This window comes from Paraflavitalea sp. CAU 1676, from assembly GCF_029223285.1.
Classification (GTDB): Bacteria; Bacteroidota; Bacteroidia; order Chitinophagales; family Chitinophagaceae; genus Paraflavitalea.
The window spans coordinates 278,980-297,272 of sequence record NZ_JARHUJ010000010.1 but is presented as its reverse complement, the minus strand read 5'-3'; the positions used below and the strand labels follow the sequence as shown (position 1 = coordinate 297,272).

The 18,293-nt window shown below is 50.1% G+C and carries 16 protein-coding genes; 6 read left to right on the top strand and 10 right to left on the bottom strand.

Annotated elements, in window-relative coordinates; translation table 11 throughout:
• Window positions 1–55: 55 nt before the first annotated feature.
• The 7 genes from P2H89_RS30330 to P2H89_RS30300 all read right to left on the bottom strand — a co-directional run bounded on the left by P2H89_RS30330 (window position 56) and on the right by P2H89_RS30300 (window position 8,906).
• Entirely contained in the window at window positions 56–2,509 is a 2,454-nt protein-coding gene (locus P2H89_RS30330; protein ID WP_275834298.1) for a gliding motility-associated C-terminal domain-containing protein, read from the bottom strand.
• Window positions 2,510–2,778: 269 nt separating this feature from the next.
• Window positions 2,779–4,422 carry a serine hydrolase domain-containing protein gene (locus tag P2H89_RS30325; RefSeq protein WP_275834296.1) on the bottom strand — a complete coding sequence of 548 codons (1,644 nt, stop codon included), beginning with the start codon at window positions 4,420–4,422 and terminating at the stop codon, window positions 2,779–2,781.
• Window positions 4,423–4,534: 112 nt separating this feature from the next.
• The gene (locus P2H89_RS30320) at window positions 4,535–5,710 is read right to left on the bottom strand and encodes a DUF3570 domain-containing protein (protein WP_275834293.1); all 1,176 of its coding nucleotides are present in this window, start codon (window positions 5,708–5,710) and stop codon (window positions 4,535–4,537) included.
• A gap of 30 nt (window positions 5,711–5,740) precedes the next feature.
• Window positions 5,741–5,959 (bottom strand): DUF4266 domain-containing protein, encoded by a 219-nt coding sequence (locus P2H89_RS30315; protein ID WP_275834291.1) that lies wholly within the window; start codon window positions 5,957–5,959, stop codon window positions 5,741–5,743.
• Window positions 5,956–6,903, bottom strand: coding sequence for an FAD:protein FMN transferase (locus P2H89_RS30310; protein ID WP_275834289.1), 948 nt, complete (start codon window positions 6,901–6,903; stop codon window positions 5,956–5,958). Before P2H89_RS30310 ends, P2H89_RS30315 begins: the two co-directional genes overlap by 4 nt.
• Complete coding sequence (locus tag P2H89_RS30305) at window positions 6,887–7,330, bottom strand: thioredoxin family protein (RefSeq protein ID WP_275834287.1); 444 nt, start codon at window positions 7,328–7,330, stop codon at window positions 6,887–6,889. Before P2H89_RS30305 ends, P2H89_RS30310 begins: the two co-directional genes overlap by 17 nt.
• A 271-nt stretch (window positions 7,331–7,601) precedes the next feature.
• Window positions 7,602–8,906, bottom strand: a complete 1,305-nt coding sequence (locus tag P2H89_RS30300) for a hypothetical protein (protein ID WP_275834285.1) — start codon at window positions 8,904–8,906, stop codon at window positions 7,602–7,604.
• A gap of 485 nt (window positions 8,907–9,391) precedes the next feature.
• On the opposite strand from P2H89_RS30300, the gene P2H89_RS30295 reads away from it, so the two are divergent.
• Together P2H89_RS30295 and P2H89_RS30290 are read left to right on the top strand one after the other, a co-directional pair.
• Window positions 9,392–9,835, top strand: coding sequence for a YqgE/AlgH family protein (locus tag P2H89_RS30295; RefSeq protein ID WP_275834283.1), 444 nt, complete (start codon window positions 9,392–9,394; stop codon window positions 9,833–9,835).
• Window positions 9,836–9,952: 117 nt separating this feature from the next.
• Window positions 9,953–10,114: a hypothetical protein gene (locus P2H89_RS30290; RefSeq protein ID WP_275834281.1), complete on the top strand. Its 162-nt coding sequence runs from the start codon at window positions 9,953–9,955 to the stop codon at window positions 10,112–10,114.
• Window positions 10,115–10,193: 79 nt separating this feature from the next.
• Here the strand turns inward: P2H89_RS30290 and P2H89_RS30285 are convergent, their stop codons facing one another.
• Window positions 10,194–12,017: a delta-60 repeat domain-containing protein gene (locus P2H89_RS30285; protein WP_275834279.1), complete on the bottom strand. Its 1,824-nt coding sequence runs from the start codon at window positions 12,015–12,017 to the stop codon at window positions 10,194–10,196.
• 324 nt (window positions 12,018–12,341) lie between these two features.
• Between P2H89_RS30285 and P2H89_RS30280 the strand changes: the two genes are divergently transcribed.
• Together P2H89_RS30280 and P2H89_RS30275 are read left to right on the top strand one after the other, a co-directional pair.
• Window positions 12,342–12,701 (top strand): hypothetical protein, encoded by a 360-nt coding sequence (locus tag P2H89_RS30280; RefSeq protein ID WP_275834277.1) that lies wholly within the window; start codon window positions 12,342–12,344, stop codon window positions 12,699–12,701.
• Window positions 12,702–12,904: 203 nt separating this feature from the next.
• The gene (locus P2H89_RS30275) at window positions 12,905–14,113 is read left to right on the top strand and encodes a DUF4476 domain-containing protein (RefSeq protein ID WP_275834275.1); all 1,209 of its coding nucleotides are present in this window, start codon (window positions 12,905–12,907) and stop codon (window positions 14,111–14,113) included.
• 78 nt (window positions 14,114–14,191) lie between these two features.
• On the opposite strand, the gene P2H89_RS30270 is transcribed toward P2H89_RS30275, so the two are convergent.
• Together P2H89_RS30270 and P2H89_RS30265 are read right to left on the bottom strand one after the other, a co-directional pair.
• On the bottom strand, window positions 14,192–15,271 hold the full coding sequence (locus P2H89_RS30270; protein WP_275834272.1) for a ketoacyl-ACP synthase III: 1,080 nt from the start codon (window positions 15,269–15,271) through the stop codon (window positions 14,192–14,194).
• Window positions 15,272–15,547: 276 nt separating this feature from the next.
• Entirely contained in the window at window positions 15,548–16,651 is a 1,104-nt protein-coding gene (locus tag P2H89_RS30265) for an alpha/beta hydrolase (RefSeq protein WP_275834270.1), read from the bottom strand.
• 1 nt (window position 16,652) lies between these two features.
• Here P2H89_RS30265 and P2H89_RS30260 point away from each other — a divergent pair, with 1 nt between their 5' ends.
• Together P2H89_RS30260 and P2H89_RS30255 are read left to right on the top strand one after the other, a co-directional pair.
• Window positions 16,653–16,874, top strand: coding sequence for a hypothetical protein (locus tag P2H89_RS30260; protein ID WP_275834268.1), 222 nt, complete (start codon window positions 16,653–16,655; stop codon window positions 16,872–16,874).
• Window positions 16,875–16,961: 87 nt separating this feature from the next.
• A complete protein-coding gene (locus tag P2H89_RS30255; protein WP_275834266.1) occupies window positions 16,962–18,188 on the top strand; it encodes an aminotransferase class I/II-fold pyridoxal phosphate-dependent enzyme in 1,227 nt (408 codons plus the stop codon).
• Window positions 18,189–18,293 lie beyond the last annotated feature (105 nt).

Sequence of the window (18,293 nt, the reverse complement as noted above, 5' to 3'; positions counted from 1 at the left end):
GTGGTCATCTACCTACATGCAACAATCCTGCCCGGTCACTAACCTTCTCTCCCTCCTACCTCACCAATACGAAGCTCCCTTTCTTACTCACCGTTTTGCCCACATAATCGATGCCCTGCACGGCGTATACGTAAGTGCCCGAAGCCTGTTGCACACCGGCAATGCGGCCATCCCAGCCCTTGCCGATCTCGGTGGTGCTGAACACCAGCTGGCCCCAGCGGTTGTACAGGCGGAAGAAGTTTAACTGTTGTATACCTACACAAATTGGCATCAGGAATTCATTGTTGCGATCGCCATTGGGCGAAAAGGCAGAAGGCATGAATATATCGGCCGCTGTTTTAAATATCTTCACCACGACGGTATCGAAGCCTTCACACCCCTCTTCGGTGGTAGCCTTTACCGCATACGCTACCGATGCAGGCGCACTACTGCTGTAGACGGCGACCGGATTGGCAATCACCATGCTGCTCAAACCAAGTCCCGGCGACCAATTGTATTTACCGGTTTCCGGCATATTGGCCGTTGCATGCAGCTGAAGCTGCTGCCCCACAACCGCCACGGTATCCCGGCCGGCATCCACGATCACCGGCTCCGATACATGTATCTGGAAGGTATCTTTAAAAGCATTCGGACAACCCGTATTGAACACCGACAATATTACATCGGTGGTGGCAGCCGGCGTTGCTGTAGCTGATAGCGAATAAGGTAAGGCGCCGGTAATGCCATTGCCATTGTCTTTGATGATGCCGGGCTTACTCCACGTATAATTGGTGCCAACCGAAATGAGGGCATTCAGCGTGGCCGATTTACCGTAACAGATAGTAGACAAATCAGGAGATATCTTCGCCGCCGGATAAGCAACATTGAAATAATTAAGGGCTGCTATGTCGCTGGTATCGGCCGGACAAACACCACTCTTCAATATGGCCCGGTAATAGGTAGTACGGTTCAGCGTTGCGGGTTGATAAGCCGGCTGCTGATAGCCGGGACTCATACCACTCCAGTTTACCTTATCATAAGAGGTTTGCCAGTTCACCACGCTGCCGGTGCTGCCTGATAGTTCAAGGATCGGGTTGATCGTTTGTCCCAGGCAAATATTGGCATTGTTGGGTAGCAGGTCGCCACCGACAGTCTTAGCGTCAACCGTTACCAAAGCGGCCACACTGGTATCGATGCGGCATGAAGCACCGTTCTGTACCAACGCGACATAGCGCGTGGTGGCAGTAAGGTTTTGCGCAGTATACTGCAGGCTGGTATTGCCGAGGGTGGTCCAGTTCGTTCCATCGGTAGAGGAAAGCCAGTTCAATACATTCCCGGTTTCTCCTCCCAGGTTAAGAAATGTCGTATTCGTGCCCGAACAAACTATAGCATCACTGTTTACCTGTCCGGGTATCGTAGGCGGCGTAGTAGTAACCGGGAGCAATCCTTTCAGATCGGTACAACTGTTTACCTGCTGTACCGAAATGGCCCCGCCGGTATTACCGGCCGTAACATGAATGATATTGGAATTGGCGCCGGAGTTGATAGTCCAGCCAGCCGGTACCGCCCAGGTATAGGTAGCGCCAGCCAGCGCCGGGATAGAATACGTGAATTCATTATTGGTACAGGCGGCGCTGATACCACTGATCTCCAGACCAGCACAGGTATTCCGCAAAGCAACATACGCATAGGCAAAGTGCGCTCCCGGCCGGCAGTTATCCGACTCGAAGGTGAGCGTTACCTGTTGACCGCGATAAGGAGAAAGATCGAACACGACTTCTGTCCAGGGTTTGGTCCACACATCGCGCAGCCAGGCACCATTTCCATTTTGCCCGCCGTAGGATAAAAACGGCTCGGGGCTATTGGTAAAGCCATTGGCCAGGGCCGTTGCAGAATCCAGCGTTGCGCCTGAGCCTGCACCACCACCACCCGGCCCGCCACCAGAGCCTGCATCATTGAAAGTAGGCAGGTAGTATTCGGGCGAAGCACAGGCAATCACCCCCGCTTGCGTGGACAGCGTGGCTTTGAACAAGGGCTGCTCGCTCGAGTTGTGCGTGCCGTTCTCCAGCACCATGGCATAAGCGTAGGTCATGGTATAAGGAACGGTGGTAGAACCGGGCGGCACATTGATCGTGTAAGTGATGGCCCGGGTAAAACCACCCGGCGCTCGTTCGCCGTTGTTGAGATCGTGCGAAGTAGCCGTAGAGCCCAGTTTCACCGCATAGTTGTAAGCATAACCATTGATAACAGGGATGGTAGCAAATTTTCCAAAATGATCGATCGTAGAACTGGTGATCACTTCCACACCGGTAGTAGAAATGGTGTATTCAGGAATGGTGGTAAGCCCTGCATTGGTGCCGGTATAAGATTGGGTGTTTCTCGCCACAAGGCCGGTCGTGGCCGTCCAGCTGGACAGGTCGCCCGCGGAGAAGTTGATGTTCATCGGGCAGGCTTGCAATTGTGCATAGCAGGGCATCGCCATTCCGCCAGCAACAATAGGCAGCAGCCATATCAACCACTTTTTTACCATAGCCCGAAAAATATTATTAATTAAGTGTTTACATCAAACACAATCGGCTGCTCCGGAAAAAGAATCGACGAGTGCAAACCTGTTGGTCTGTTACCCGTAGCGAGTGGCTATAGCGTAAGTTTTTTTAGAAGAGATTGGATTAAGACGGTAAGGCAGGGAGGTATTGTGATAGCCATCAAATATAAGGATAATTTGATCCTGCGTCAATGGTACACTAATAAATAATGCCGTGATTTTTATTCCCTTAGCGGGAATATTCAGGCAACCCTTTATGGCATCTTATCGTAGCGCAGATGCTGCACCCGGCCGGCGTTGACCTCGAAGCCTACCACCTTTTGTTTCTTATCGCGGAGGAAGCGGATATGCCCCATCCACCAAAAAGGCAGGGTAAACTGGTCGGGGGCAATATTCTTAAGCGTAACCGTAGCATATTTACGATGTGACAGTTGCAGTGCTCCATCTTTGAACGTGACATAATAGAAAGCTTCTGTTTCCGGATTGAAATATTTGCCGGCAAATGCATCCGTGATGGTTTGAGCAACGGCCGGTTGACGCTTCATGGTGATGGCCGAATTGGGCATTTCTATACGCATGCTCCTGATGGAATCGGCAGCCCGTTCCTTGTCATCAAAAATATAGACGGCGCCGCCCGGTGTTCTATAGCGGCTGTCGGTCTCCTTATAGAACTTCAGTTCGCCAGTGAACCCATTTGGGTTACGGCGGTACAATTGTCCCTCTTTCCAAAAGAATTCGGCCAGGTCGCCCCTTTCGGAATAGAACCGGCCGGTGATCTTTTTCAGCAGCACACTATCTTTAAAGTAATTCTCCGAAGGTTTGGGATCTTCTTTCGGGTCTGTGATGAGGACATCTGCCACCAACGAGGCCAATCGACCTACATCCGCAGACCCCAGATTGCTGAACACGACGATGCCCAACTCTTTTTCGGGATACCGCACCGCAAAGGTGCGATATCCGGCATCAGATCCTCCATGTCCTATCTGTTGCCATCCTTTGTATTTGTTGACGTTCAGGGCGAATGCATAATTGAGTTTGCGGCCATCGTTCAAAACGCCTGTTTGCAGCATCTTCTCCACCAGGTCCTTTCCACCTACCTGTCCGCTCTTGAAATTATTGAGCCATTTCACCTCATCGAGCACGGTAGTGAATAAACTGGTAGCGCCTACAGTAGAGTAACTGAGCACTGCATTGTTGAATCGCTTTTCTCCTCCAGGGTTGTACGAATACGCCCGCCCCGGAACGATCTCCTGGTAGTTGTCGTGAAAATGGGTATCCTTCATCTCCAGCGGTTCGAAGATGTTCTTCTGGGCATACTGGCGCAGCGACAGGCCGCTTACCTTCTTCACGATCTCGGCCAGCAGTGTATATCCTGTATTACAATACATCCACTCTTCACCGGGCGCAAAGTTGAGCGCCTTTTGTTTGGCAACGAGTTTGATCACGTGATCCTGCGTGATCACGTCATCGAGTTGCCAGCCTGCATTGGCCAGCAATTGCCATTGATCGCGCAAACCACTGGTATGGTAAACGAGGTGGCGGATCGTAATGGTGGCGCCCAGGTCGGGCACATAATCGAGGTGCTTCCGGATATCATCATCCAGCGAGAGTTTACCTTCTTTTTCTAATAAGAGTATACAGAACGCCACGTATTGCTTCGACTCGGAGGCTATATGAAAAATGGTTTGCGGTGTATTGGGAATGGCATATTCCAAATTAGCGAGTCCATATCCTTTCTGAAAGGTGACGGCTCCACCCTGTGCTATAGCAACCGCACAGCCGGGTGTAGCGGCCGTAAAGGTTTTGAACACTTCGTCTATTTTGCGAACGGTGGAGTCGGGCAACGATTGTGCCGCAACAGCACAAGGCAACAGGAGGCCCAGCAGCATGCATTTCATGGAACCGGTTGCACCGGGTTTAATAGGTGCTTATGGGAAGTTATGTTATCAGCGGCAAAAAGGCCCATGCTTTTTACCGGCGGCGTGGCCCGATGTTCATTGGTAAGGGAGCCTACTTAAACCTGATGTGCAGCGACACACTATTGGCATTGAGGTCATTACTCCTGGTATAGTGACCGTAGCGTAGCTCCAGCATATTGAAATGCTGCCAGCCCAATACGCCTTTGGGGGGCGCCAGCCTGATACCCGCTCCCAGGAAATGGCTATCAAATGCCGACAGATCATAATTGCTGGTATAATAAGTGCCCGCTCCGCTATGTTCGCCATAGGGTGCAAAATAGTCGACGGCCGATTGATGATAGTATCGATAGAACGGGCTGATCGACACAAAGGGGGTAAGCTTTACCGGCAGCTCCACATTGGCTGTATGCGAACGCACACCCCAATCGTCCTGGTAATACCGGTAATAGGACCGAACGATCACCCGGTCGCCCAGGAAGTAATTGGCCCGTACGGCCAATGGCAACTTAAACCTGCTTGAGGGCAGGTTTTCCTGGTGCACGCTGCCATCATTGAAATACACGCGGTAAAAAGGCATGCTCAGGTAGCCTTCCTGTTTCACCACATCTGCCAGCAACATGACCTGCAGGTTCCTGTTGATCACCTGCGACCACGAAAACGATCCGGCAAACGTCGTTCGCTGGTCGGTGGGATATCCTTTAAAAGCGCCGGGCTCTCTCAATTCAATGGGCGCGATCAGTTTCACCTCATCGAAGTAGGCTTGCAACCTGGCCGAGAACTCACCATTCCTGTCCTTTGTTTTTTTAGTGAAGCCGATATTGACGCCATGCGAGCGGTAATCGACTTCTTTCGAAGCAGAAACACCCAGCGAGAAACCCCTACCGGCTGCATCATGCTCCACACTATAAGTAATAGCAGGTGCAATACGCGTATCATTATAGGAGGCAGATGAATTCGCTTTGAGGTCGATCATATCGGAAGAAGCGGAAGTGTAATGATCAACCGCTAATTCCAGGTCAAGCATGTGCTTGCGGTTCTTCTTATCGAATTTCGCCAGTTTAAGGTCGAATACATTGGCGACATCTGTCAGGCGTTGTGTACCCACCCCGCCCGTTACACCGGCATGATCGCCCGATTGCTGATAATAACTCGATACCAGGTTTATTTCCTCGATACGCAGTTTCCTGCCTACTGAATCGGGTTGCTGCTGGGTGAACGATTTCAACAAAGCCAGCAGTCCCATCGTCGTTAACAATACTTTCTTCATGCAGATCCTTTAAACCATTTATCGATCAAATCAATTACAGCCACATCCCCCGCCGCTTTTTCCCGCATTGGCGCCGGATGCCGCTTCGCGGTACGATTGAGCATTGAGTTCCGTTCGTTCCACTTTGCGGTTGCCCAGGCTCATCTCTGCATCATTCAACTTGCTTTTCTGGTACTCTTTCACGGATGTGCACGATACTGCACACAACACGAAAGCCAGGGCGGTGATTACGCGACCGGAGGTACTCATGATAATCGTATATTTTTTGTAGTGTAGATCTTGTTATAGTCGTCAACGACAATGCAAGCCAGGTGGTTTACCTGGTCGATAAGCCGAATGCCAGCGGGTACACCCATCACCATCACGGGCGTGGCCATCGCATCGGCCAGCTCTGCATAGGGACTGATAATGGTGACACTCTTGACACCGGTTACCGGCATGCCGGTAACCGGGTTGATGGTATGCGAATACCTTTTGCCATCGATGGTCACATATTTCTCATAACTGCCCGAAGTAGCAATGGCCAGGTTGGAGATATTGAGATAAGAGAAGGCAGATTGTGCCTGATCAGGATGCGCGATACCGATGGTCCACGGTTTACCATTTGCCTGCTCGCCCCAGGTGATCAGGTCGCCGGAGGCGTTTACGATGCCATTGGTTACGCCTTCTTTTACGAGGATAGCTTTGGCCATATCGGCCGCATATCCCTTCCCAATGCCGCCAAAACCGATCCGCATACCCTTTGCTTTGAGCATGACGGTTCCCTGCTTTTCATCCAGCAGGATATTGCGGTAGTTGATGAGGCGAACGGAAGCTTTGGCGGTGGCAGGATCTGGCAGTGCCGTCATGGTACGGTCGAAGTTCCATAAGCGTTTGTCGACCGAACCATAGCTGATGTCGAAAGCACCATCGGTAAGGGCTGATATTTTCAGGGATCGTTGTATCAGTGCAAAGACCTCCCGGTCTACCCGTACGGGGCGAATACCTGCCTGCTGGTTGATCTGGTTAACCTGGCTGTCTTCGCTATAGGTGGTCAGTAGCTTTTCGATGCGGCGCACTTCTTCGACCGCCAGCGCGGCTTTAGCCAACGCCCAGGATTCCGAATCACTCACCACGGTAAAATGGAATGTATTGCCCATCAGTCTTTCCGACAGGCTGAACTCGCGCCAGGTTTTCTTAGGGGCGATGACCATGCACCAGGGTTCTTAACTGTTCCAGGAATAGGGTGCTATTATATTGGGGATAACCGTCCCAGCTTTTTATCACCTTTCCGTCGGCCGAGAGCAAAACGGTGAAAGGAAATTTGCCCTGTGGATTGTATTGGCCGGCCAGTTCTTCATTTTGCTGTTGACGCGCCTTCGGCAATTGGTTCTTCCTATTCCGCGGAAAGTCAGCATTGTATAAGATCAGCGAGCTGTCTGCCATAGCCAGGAAAGCTTCGCTCTCAAAAACCTCTTTACGCAACTGAATGCAGGGACCACACCAGTCGGAGCCGGAAAAGCTCAGCAGGATCAGCCTGTCTTTCGCCCTGGCCTGCTGCACAGCAGTTTCGTAATCAGGCTCCCAACCGGGAGTCGACGAGCCCTGGAAGGCCAGTAACAATAAGAGCATCCACTTCATGTGCCGAGGTTTCTGTGATTTTAACAACCCCTATGCCAGTAACTCGCTGAAAAAGACATTTTGCTGGTTAAATGATCTAACATCGATGGCCTGACTTGACATTTCTCAAGTGAATATGCTCTCCAACCGTGTGAACATCGCTCAAGTGCCCGATCGATCGCAGCTTTCTGTAACCTGGCCATCCACCGCATTGGATCAGCTCCGGGCTTCATAAAGCAAAAAGCCCAGGGACTATGCCCCGGGCTCTTCCTGTGAAAAGTAAGCCTCGCCTCTATTTTAGATTTGATCCCGTAATGGTAAAGCTTCCAAGCGGCAGGAAGATATCCTGCACGTTCCTCAGCGCCGCGAAATCTTTCCGTTGAGCTGCCGCGTCCATATACCTGCGATGGCCGTGTTCTACAATCCAGGCCATGGATATTTCAACAGCTGCGTGAGTAGGCAGCAGTTTGCCATCGGGCCCCTGTATTTTTACCTTGAGGTCGCCTTTGTAGTAGGCAGGCAGGGTCACGATCTTTTCGATGTGCTGCGATTCATTGCCGATCTCGATCACGCCGGTATCGAATTTGGCTGCGGAATCATCATTGCGCAGCTGTATGGTTGAACCAACCGGTACGTTTCTGCAATTGACCTGGAATGCAAACTTCTCTTCGGTACCGTCCTGGTTGTAGAACTTGAAGGATTCCTCTGCTTTCTTTTGAGGATCGGTATTGTGCCAGGCCGCTGCACCGTTGTGGGTGATCCAGGTTTGTGAATTCCAGTTGCCTGGTTTCAGGTTCAGCGGATTGTTGTCATCGAAGAAGTCGTAAGAAACCACGGCAATCACGCAAACATGGTCTGCCGATGTAGGATTGAAGAAAAAGGCTTCTGAAGCCCCGCGTACCCCCTGACCCATTGCGCCGGGCTTACCATTCAGCAGAATGACATCGCCATGTGTTTTGCTGCCGCTTTCTGTAAAGCACTGTATCCAGGAAGAAGGTGGCTGGTTGAAGCCTCCCGTAGTATAGAACATTTGTACGGTTGGTGTGATATCGCCCAAAAATCCGAGATTCTGCGTGCGGGTGTAGATATAGTTCTTACCGATCTGAGGTGTTTTCCAGAACTCATTGTTCCAGTTCTCGATCAATTGCTGCGGCTGCAGCGGAGTATTCTCATTACATACGATGTCCAGGCTTTCCGTATAAGAACCCGGTGTAGGGATAATACCTACGTCGGCAATATTTTTACGGCAAAGCATGCCGCGCCATTGCTGAAAAGAGTTTTGGGCCAGCTGATCGGCCAGGCCACGGTCGATGCCCAGGCCCTGTACGAGACTCTTGGAAAGGATGGTATAATCCATTTGCAGACCCGACCAATAAGTAGCTCCGAATACGGCGCCTACTACATTGGAGATGTCCTGGAAAGTTAGTTTGGGGCTCATGCTCTTGTAGATGTCATAGATGGCGGTAGTATCATCGTCACCATCATTGAAGGAGCTGATGGCAGCGTCCCACATTTGCTGAATGTTGCGGATAGAATCGAGCGCTGTGGCCTTTTTGGCTACGCCACCCTTTTTGGAAGCGGCAGAATTGTTTGACATAGTATCTCGGTTTTTTGAATTATGCCTACTCTTTTAAGGCTTTTCGGCATCCGCCTGTCGACATCTTTATACAGCAGCAGGCAATACGGGGCCTGCCCATTTATAATTGAACAATAAATGCATTCCAGGGCATGATTTGCCCGGACAATACTATCAAAGCTGCTTGCTAATCAAAAAAACGCTAATCAGAGAATGCGTATCAGAGGAACCATCCGCTGATCATGATGAAGTTGGTTGGGATCAAATCGTTGCCTTAAACAAGTGAGTGAGTTACAAGAATTGAAGTAACAGGTAGTAAAGCTAAAACATATTACCGATATGCACAACCGGCTTACCGATGAATTATTTTTGAACACTTCGTGCAAAGGACACTGATAGTAGCATTGCTCCAGATTTCCAGTATCGCAAAGCGTGAGCCAATCTTAAGCCCGACCTAAAACCAGGAAATAATCGAATTACGTAATACTACGTTAACTTTACAAACTATGAAGCCCGGCATTTTTTTACAGAGCACTGACTTATTGATCGACACTTTTTTTGACAAAGCGCTAATATTTATTACCGAGTACAACGAAAAGGGCGCCATGGGCTTTGTGGTCAATAAGGAGTTTGCCAGAAAGTTTAATGAACTCGAAGAGTTTAAGCACAACATACCCTATCCACTTTATGAAGGCGGCCCGGTAGACCAGGAACACTTGTTCTTCCTTCATCGCAGACCCGACCTGATCAAGGGTGGAGAACTGGTATCGGGCAACACCTATGTGGGCGGCGACTTCCAGGAAGCCGCAAAGCTCATCAGTAACAGGACGCTTACCCAAAAAGACCTCAGGCTCTTTATCGGCTATTGCGGATGGGATCACCAGGAGCTGGAGGCTGAAATTGCTGAAGGAAGCTGGATAGTACTGGAAGAGGCCAGTTTATTCGACTAAAGACTGCAGACACCCCTTATCCCGGCAGGCGCGCCTGAAATGGCCTCTTCCTGCCCGAAATTCCGATCCGGCGCGAATCTCCACTTATTTGCGTAACTTTAAAGGAATGCCAAAACTATGAACAATAAATTCATTTACTGGATCCCGGTAGTTGGTTTTATCGTCTGCATTGCCCGGTACGAGCAGGAAAACGATATGAGCCTGGGTTGGGCCTACTACCAGGCTGCCATGGTCATCGGTTTTATTTCCCTTGTTTCTATTGTCACCTACAATTCCTGAACAACGCCCGTATCCGGCCATAAAGTTAGTAATCCCGGCTACGAGGAGCCGGGATTACCAAACATACAAACCCTCACTATTATGGAATATGGTTCAGCTTTGACACCATTACTACATTGCCGGCGCGATCCCTTACCCGCAGCACCAATGGCTGGCTACCGATAGCCGGCATATCGAACTGGTTGACTTGCACACCTGCGTCGATACTGCGCTGCCATGCTCGCAAAAGAGCGCCCTTCAGATCATACATCTCTATTGAGCATACTGTTGGTTTCGACAAGTTGGATCGGAGGGATAAAACGTTACTGACAGGATTGGGATAAGCCATGAAGGAACCGACAGCACTACCCGACACATTCACGCGCATCAGATTCGAGTAAACCCGTCCTCCTTTTCCTTCGATCAGGATGCGGTAATACACTACACCCTCAGTTGATGATGCATCTTTGAAAGCATATTGACCCGAAACGCCGCCGTAGGAGGAAAGGATGTTTTTGTTTAAGGCATTAAAGTGAATGCCGTCAACACTTTTTTCGATGGTCACTACGGAGAGAGGATCAATACCGTTGGCAGACCAGGTGATTGACACGCCATCGCGGACCGGATTGGCCTTGCCGTTTACCTGCCTGCCATCCAATGTCATCTCTGCTACGAGGCGCATAATGGCGCCCTGGTATTCCAATTGATACGTTTTAAAGTAACCACCAGCCACGATCTTCTCTTCGCCCGAAGGCTGCTTTTGTAGCCTTACTTCAAATACACAATCATTAAATCCGGCGCCGAAGGTGGTGGAGGCATCTACCGAACCATTGGCATCCAGCTTCACGATATGGCCGCAAGGGATATCATTAAACTTCGTAAAGTTGCCACCGGCAATTATAGAGCCATCAGTCATCACCTTCACACTCCTCACTTCAGTACCCTGGTCATAGACAGAGAACCCGTCCGAAAATCCTTTTCCAGTATTAAAACCCATATCTAATGTTCCATCCAGGTTAAAGCGCGCCAGCCCTCCTCTATTGACATTATTAACTTGTTTAAAATACCCGCCTGCCAACAGCTTACCATCGGAATTCAGGAAAAGGGAAGTAACGGAACTATGTGGTCTGTTCCATTCTGTAGGTCCTATTTGATAGCTATTATCCAGGGTACCATTCGGGTTCAGGCGAGCCAGACGGCACTTCCTGATTCCATCCACTTCATAAAACTCCCCCCCTATATACAATTTATCAAGGGCTTTATCGTACACCATATCATAGATCATGTCACCGGGCATGGTAACCCTGGGCTTATACGACTCATCTAATTTTCCATCCGTGATGCCATCCAGATAAAGACTAACAACACAACCCATGGGTTTTCCATTGAACTCCGAAAAATCGCCGCCAATAAAGATCCTTCGCTGGCTGACTGTTGTTGGCTCCTTTACTTCAATCGCCCATACACGCACCGTTCCTAATGAAGAGGTACCGCCGATGCCACCCAATGGATCAAAAGTTGGATCCAATGAACCATCCGTGTTCAGACGGGCGATCCCCCTTCTACCTACTCCGTTCACCGTCGTAAATGATCCGCCGATCAGTATCTTCTGATCGAATTGTTGAACTTCGATATCATCGACACGACCATCTAGAGTGATCTTTTTGAAAGACATATCGAGGGTCCCATCGGGATTGAGGCGACCACCATAACTGATCGAAACTCCACCGCCCGTACCTGGCCCGTTGTAGTATGTATTGTCTCCGAAGAACAGGATCTTATTATCAGCCTGCAGTGCCACACAACGCGTGCTGGAGTTAGCCGTCGTGTCGTTGTTGTTGAAAGTCATATCCCGTGTAAGAAATTGTGCAATACCGGGCACACCTGGCAATAACAAAGCCAGCAAGACATAAATTGTCTTCATATGTATGGATTTAGGTGAGATGAAACAACACCACCATCAGCGGTATCATTTCGCCACCAAAATACAGCGGCTTTCAACCGGCCGCTACTGAATTCGCACGAAGACGCAAATCCGAAGAGATAACTGTCACATATGTGTAGTGAAATACAATTCGTCCCAAACAATAAATCATCACGTTCGGCGATCTACTATATCATTATTAGCCCAGGTACGTAATTATCCTATCGTAACTCATCAAAGGGCGATCGAAAAAAGAAAGTTTTCTTAACATATCGTTGCTTGCGGGGTTGCACTATTCTTATTATATTGTATATACCTACCTATATGAATACCATACAACATTCCAAACCCGAATTCGATAAGCACGGCATCTGGAACCTGTCCTACGTGCTGGTAACTGCCGGCCTCTTCCTGTTCCTGCTCAGCGTATCAGAATTCTACCTTGTCGCCTTCAGTGATGCTGGCAATGCCTATCCCTGGGGACCCATCAATGAAAACCCCTGGTACTACCGTACCTCCACCACTTATTCAGCCTACCAGTTCATTTGTGCTTTCCTGTCTCTCACATTAAGCGTTGTAACGCTGCGGGCAACCATCCGCAAAAACCAACCGCTTACCGTCAAAGGCCTGGTAACCATTGCCTGTTTCTTCCTCGCCAGCCTGGTCAGCGCCAACATCCAATAATATTTAAGCTTTTTTTTACACCCTGTCAGCAATGTTTTAACCGCGACTGAACTGTCATATACCGGCAACGAACTACTCCCCACGCTGTTTCAACTGACACAACCTGCCACCAGCAAGGATTCACCTCACTTACTGTAACACATTGCTTATTGCAAAACCTGCGTTAGATAGGTAGTTTGACATTATCATTTAATACAAATCTTATGAATGCAAAAGCTCTACTCAGCATCCTGTTGCTATTTGCAACCCCTTTACTGGCGCAGGAATCTTTTCTGCTGAACATCAAAACAGAAGACAGATCGAAGTTCACTGTGTACGTCAATGACGTGGCTCAAAACAGCCGGCCTGTCAACGCGCTCGACTGCCCGATGCGCCCCGGCAAAGCCATCGTGAAGGTTGTATTCGTCGACCCCTCCATACCGCCTGTGATCCAGGAAATGGATTGCCAGGAAGCGCCGCCACCACTCACGCTCCGCAAAAAGAACAAGAGATACATCATGGACGGCTTTCCTGCAGTTGCCCTGAATGTTGGCGTGGGCATACAGCTCAATACCAATGTGGAAGTGGTCGAATCGTACAGCAGCTCCAGCAGTTCTTCAGGCAGGGGCAACGGCAACAACAATGGCAATAATCGCCCCCCACGCGATTCCGATAACGACAACCATCCTTACCCACCCAGGCAAAATCCTTACCTGCCCAACGGCACCCTTTGCCAGTCGCCTACCCTTTCGGAAGTGGCCTTCCTCAATATCAAAAAGAAGATCAGCGACGAATATTACTCCTACTCCAAGGCCAAAGTGGCACTGCAGATCATCGAGAGCCACTGCCTGCTGGCAGAACAGGTAGCGGCGATCGTGAAAATGATCAGCGCTTATACCAGCGAGCAATTCGAAGTAGCGAAGAACGGCTACCTCCACATGTACAATACGGAGGACTTTGACATTGTGATCGACGCGGTGGGTAGCAAGGATCACCAAAAGAAATTGCGCGAGTTTGCAGCCACCACCGGCGGTACCCGTCAACCCGCGCCTCATCCCCACCCTTTTCCGGAAACGGATGACAGACCCCGCAACCCCAGACCCGGCCCCTCCATCCCCCGCTGCGAACAATCGAGCTGCAGGGGTTTTTCCATGAACAACCAGGACTTTGACCAGGCACTGGAATCCATCCGCACCAGTACATTTGAAGATACCAAGCTGGAACAGGCAAAACTCATTACCCGCAACAACTGCCTCTCAGTAGCGCAGATAAGGTCGATCATACGCCTCTTTACTTTCGAGGAGTCTAAACTGGATTATGCGAAGTTCGCTTACAACAAATCGCACGACAGAAAGAACTTCTACCTGGTAAACCAGGAGTTTACTTTCGATATGAGTAAAACGGAGCTCACCGAATACATGAACAGGAATTAGTATCTACGCAAGGCCATAAATGAAAAAGCCCGGAGCCATTCAATGCTCCGGGCTTTTCTATCTATTAATATAATCAGGTTAATCTATCCATTGGTAACAAACGGCATTGATGTTCATGCCCGCTCCCACCGAAGCAAACAATACGATATCGCCCGTTTTGAGTTCGTGCTGCTCGTAATTACCTTTCTTCACCAGGTCGAGCAAGGTGGGGATCGTTGCCACGGAACTATTGCCCAGGTATTGAATGCACATGGGCATTACCGCAGCCGGAGCCTTGAGATCGTAGAGTTTATAAAAAGCGTCTAAGATAGCTTCATCCATCTTTTCATTGGCCTGGTGAATAAAGACCTTCTTCACGTCGCCGATCGATACACCGGCCTGGTCAATACATGCCTTCATCGCCAGCGGTACATGTTTCAAAGCATATTCATATACTTTACGGCCTTTCATCTTGAGCAGCTTCGCATCTTCGTCGTAAGCCGGATTGTTTGAAGCGCCCATGTACAAATAGCCCACTTCTTCTTTGCAATGACTGGCCGACTGGCACGACAAAATACCCCCGGCTGCGTTCTCTTTCAATTCCAGTATCACGGCACCGGCGCCGTCGCTGAAGATCATACTGTCCCTGTCGAACGGATCATACACCCGTGAGAGGGTTTCGGCACCAATGATCAGTGCTTTTTTAGCCATGCCCGATTTAAAGAAGGCCTCTGCCTGGATAACGGCCATGATCCAGCCGGGGCAGCCAAAGAGAATATCGAAAGCAATACAACCGGGATTTACAATACCCAATACTGATTTTACCCGGCTAGCCAGGGCCGGCACCATGTCTGACTGCTGTCCCGCACCCGCAACATCTCCGAAATTATGTGCTACGATCACGAGGTCGAGCGTTTCCGGATCTACCCCGCTATCCTCTATCGCCAGTCTGGCAGCAATAGCCGCCATGTCGGAAGTTTTTAACGTCTCATCGGCATACCGCCTCTCCTGGATGCCGGTAATGGCCTGAAATTTATCGATGATCACCTGCTTCCCGTTCTTGATTGGCTGGTGATCTTCACCATAAAAATCCTGTTCCAGGAAATCACTATTGGGTTTAATGACTGCCGGTAAATAACTCCCACATCCCGTAATAACTGAACGCTTCCCGAAACTCATAGTCAAATGGATTTACAACTATTTGATCAGCCTTTGATACCCTGCTTTGCAGGGCCCAGCGGCTGTACCAGCTTTAAAAGTGATAAAATATGATAGCCTTGAGGACAGAGATGGTTTGATAAGGGCAGCAAAACGCATCAGCATAACCTGACTGGCATTTCATTGATGACCAAACTGCCTCCTTGCAGTTTTACCCCGAAAAATTAAGGTATTTGCACCACAAAACTACTTAATTCCCAAAGAAATCCACCCGTGAGGGGGCCTAATCGGCTCCGGCTAGGGATTCTTTAACTTTTTGCTCAATCGCATGAACAAATTGTACTCTTTACTCAACACTTCCTGGTTGAAACCGTGGGCTGCATGGGGCAATAGGAAATACTCCTTTGCTGGCGCCTTGATACGGTTGAACCAGGCTTTGGTAACGGATGCGGGCGTCAAAAGGTCATGCACACCCTGTATCAGGTAAACAGGCACCTTAAATTCCAACTGATCGACGGAAAATTGGATCCCCGCACGCATGGCGGGCACACCCAATACCTGGTCGCCTACAAAATTCACAAAGGAATAGTCATCACCGTCACTCCGGTGCAGGCTGTCTGCTGTACCCGTATAGCCCGGCGCCTCTACAAACCAACCGGGCGGAGGCGGCGTTGAGCTGGCTGCTTCATACTTTTTAACCACCCGCCAAAGTCTTCCCACATCACGTGCCCTGCTATAAGGTGGTTTACCAAGCGCACGCAACACCGACAGGGCAGCGGTATCACCTTTCTGCTGCGCCATTTGCCAAACTGTATCGTACAAGCGTCTGTCATCCCGCGGGTCCACTACCTGCGAATGCCCCACATAGGCATAAAAGAGATCGGGCCGGCGGCTGGCGATGGTAACGCCCAGCACCGAACCCCAGGAGGTACCGAACAGGAAGATCTTTTGTTTTTTAAGATGCTCTATCAGGTATTCCGCCAATGCGATACCGTCTTTCGCCAGCTGGTCGATGGACAACGGGTTGGCCTTTAAAAAGGCAGGCGTCAATTCTTCCGGCGCCATTTTGCCATAGGTCTTTCCCGCGCCACGCTGGTCCCACTGCACCAGCAGAAAATCTTTCTCCCAATCCTTTAAGAGAACATCCGCATAGGGGCTCATCGTACTGCCCGGCCCGCCATGCAGGAATAAGATAACCGGCCTGGCTGGATTCCCTTTGATCGTAACCCATTGCTCCATGCCATTGATCGTTACGAAACGGGCTTCCTCCACCTTGTTTTTTGAAACAGTATCCTGGAAGGGGCGGTGACCGGTTGTTTCACCAATGGCGTTTGCAGCCACTAACAGCGCCCCCATCGAAAGCATCGCACTAGTGCAGAAAGAAAGAAATCTGATATGCATAATGGTGATAATGATAATGCCGTGTAGTTGCCAGGCGGCCGCGAAGGTAAGATTTCCCGCCATTCAGGCCACCCCTGCAGTAGCCCGGTTTGCAAGGTTTATCGAAAACGCTATCTTTGCTCCGCACACTATGCGGCCCGATTATCCATACAAACGTTTCCCCGACAACAGGAATAGCTACATCTTCCTGGTGCTCGCATTGGCCGAGAACAGCCTCCATTAGATCTCTCCTTTTACGGTCTCAAATCTTGCGCCGGCAGTCTCCAACAAAACTGCCTTGCGTATCATTCATTCATCCAACAATTATTTTATGCAACTCTCCCAACTGGCTGAGAACCTGCCCGGTTCTGGCATTCTGGCTATCAGTGCAAAGATCAAACAAATGATCGCCGATGGTAATAAGGTCGACAATTTCACCGTGGGCGATTTCGATCCCCAACTCTTCCCCATTCCTGCTGTGCTGGAAGAAGGCATCGTGCAAGCCTACCGGGAGCATTTTACCAATTATCCAGCTGCAGAAGGCAATGCCGACCTGCGCAAGGCCATCGCTCAATTCATCAGGCAACATCAGTCGCTGGACTATACGACCGACGAAATACTGGTTGGCTCAGGAGGCCGTCCGCTCATTTACGCACTTTACCGCGCTATTGTCGACAAAGGAGAAAAAGTGATCTACCCCGTACCGGGATGGAACAATCAATACTATGCGCAATTTGTAGAAGCGGAGCATTGCCCCGTAGAAACCTCGGCCGATAATTATTTCATGCCAACGGCCAACGATCTGCGCCCACATTTGAAAGGCGCTACCTTGCTGGCCCTTTGTTCGCCACAGAACCCTACCGGCACCTGCTTTACCCGCGAAGGATTGCTCGACATATGCGAACTCGTACTGGAGGAAAACAACCGCCGGGCACCGGGTGAAAAAAAGCTCTATGTATTCTTTGATCAGATGTATAGCCTGTTGCTGCATGGCAACACGCTGCATCACGATCCGGTGAGCCTGTTGCCAGCTATGCGTCCCTATACCATTTACCTCGACGCCATCAGCAAAGGATTTGCTGCCACCGGCGTGCGGGTGGGCTGGGCATTCGGACCGGCACCGGTACTCTCCAAAATGAAAGCCATCCTCTCACACGTGGGCGCCTGGGCGCCCATGGCCGAACAAAAGGCAGTGGCCAGCTTCCTGCCACAAACAACAGCCGTCGACGAATACCTCAACAACTTCCGCCAGGAGATCAACCTGCGCCTGAAAGCGCTTTACAAAGGCTTTAAGAGCATGAAAGAAAGCGGCCTGCCCGTAGATGCCATCGAGCCACAGGCAGCCATCTACCTTACCGTAAAGATCGATTTACCCGATGCCCATTCCCTGTTGCTGAATAAAGCAGGGATCGGCATACTGCCGTTTGCCGTGTTTGGCGCGCCAGCCGGTTCCCCCTGGTACCGCATCAGTGTAGGCACTTTCGATATCAGCCGGACTGATGAGGTCATTACCAGGCTGGAAAACGCACTCGTAGAAGAAATGGCCCTGGCACACTAAGATCATCGCCCACCTATAGCTAAAGCTCTGCCGGCAGGCAGGGCTTTTTTATTATAGCCAGATGCCCTACCTTGCGCCCTCTGATACACTAATCAACACGTTCCA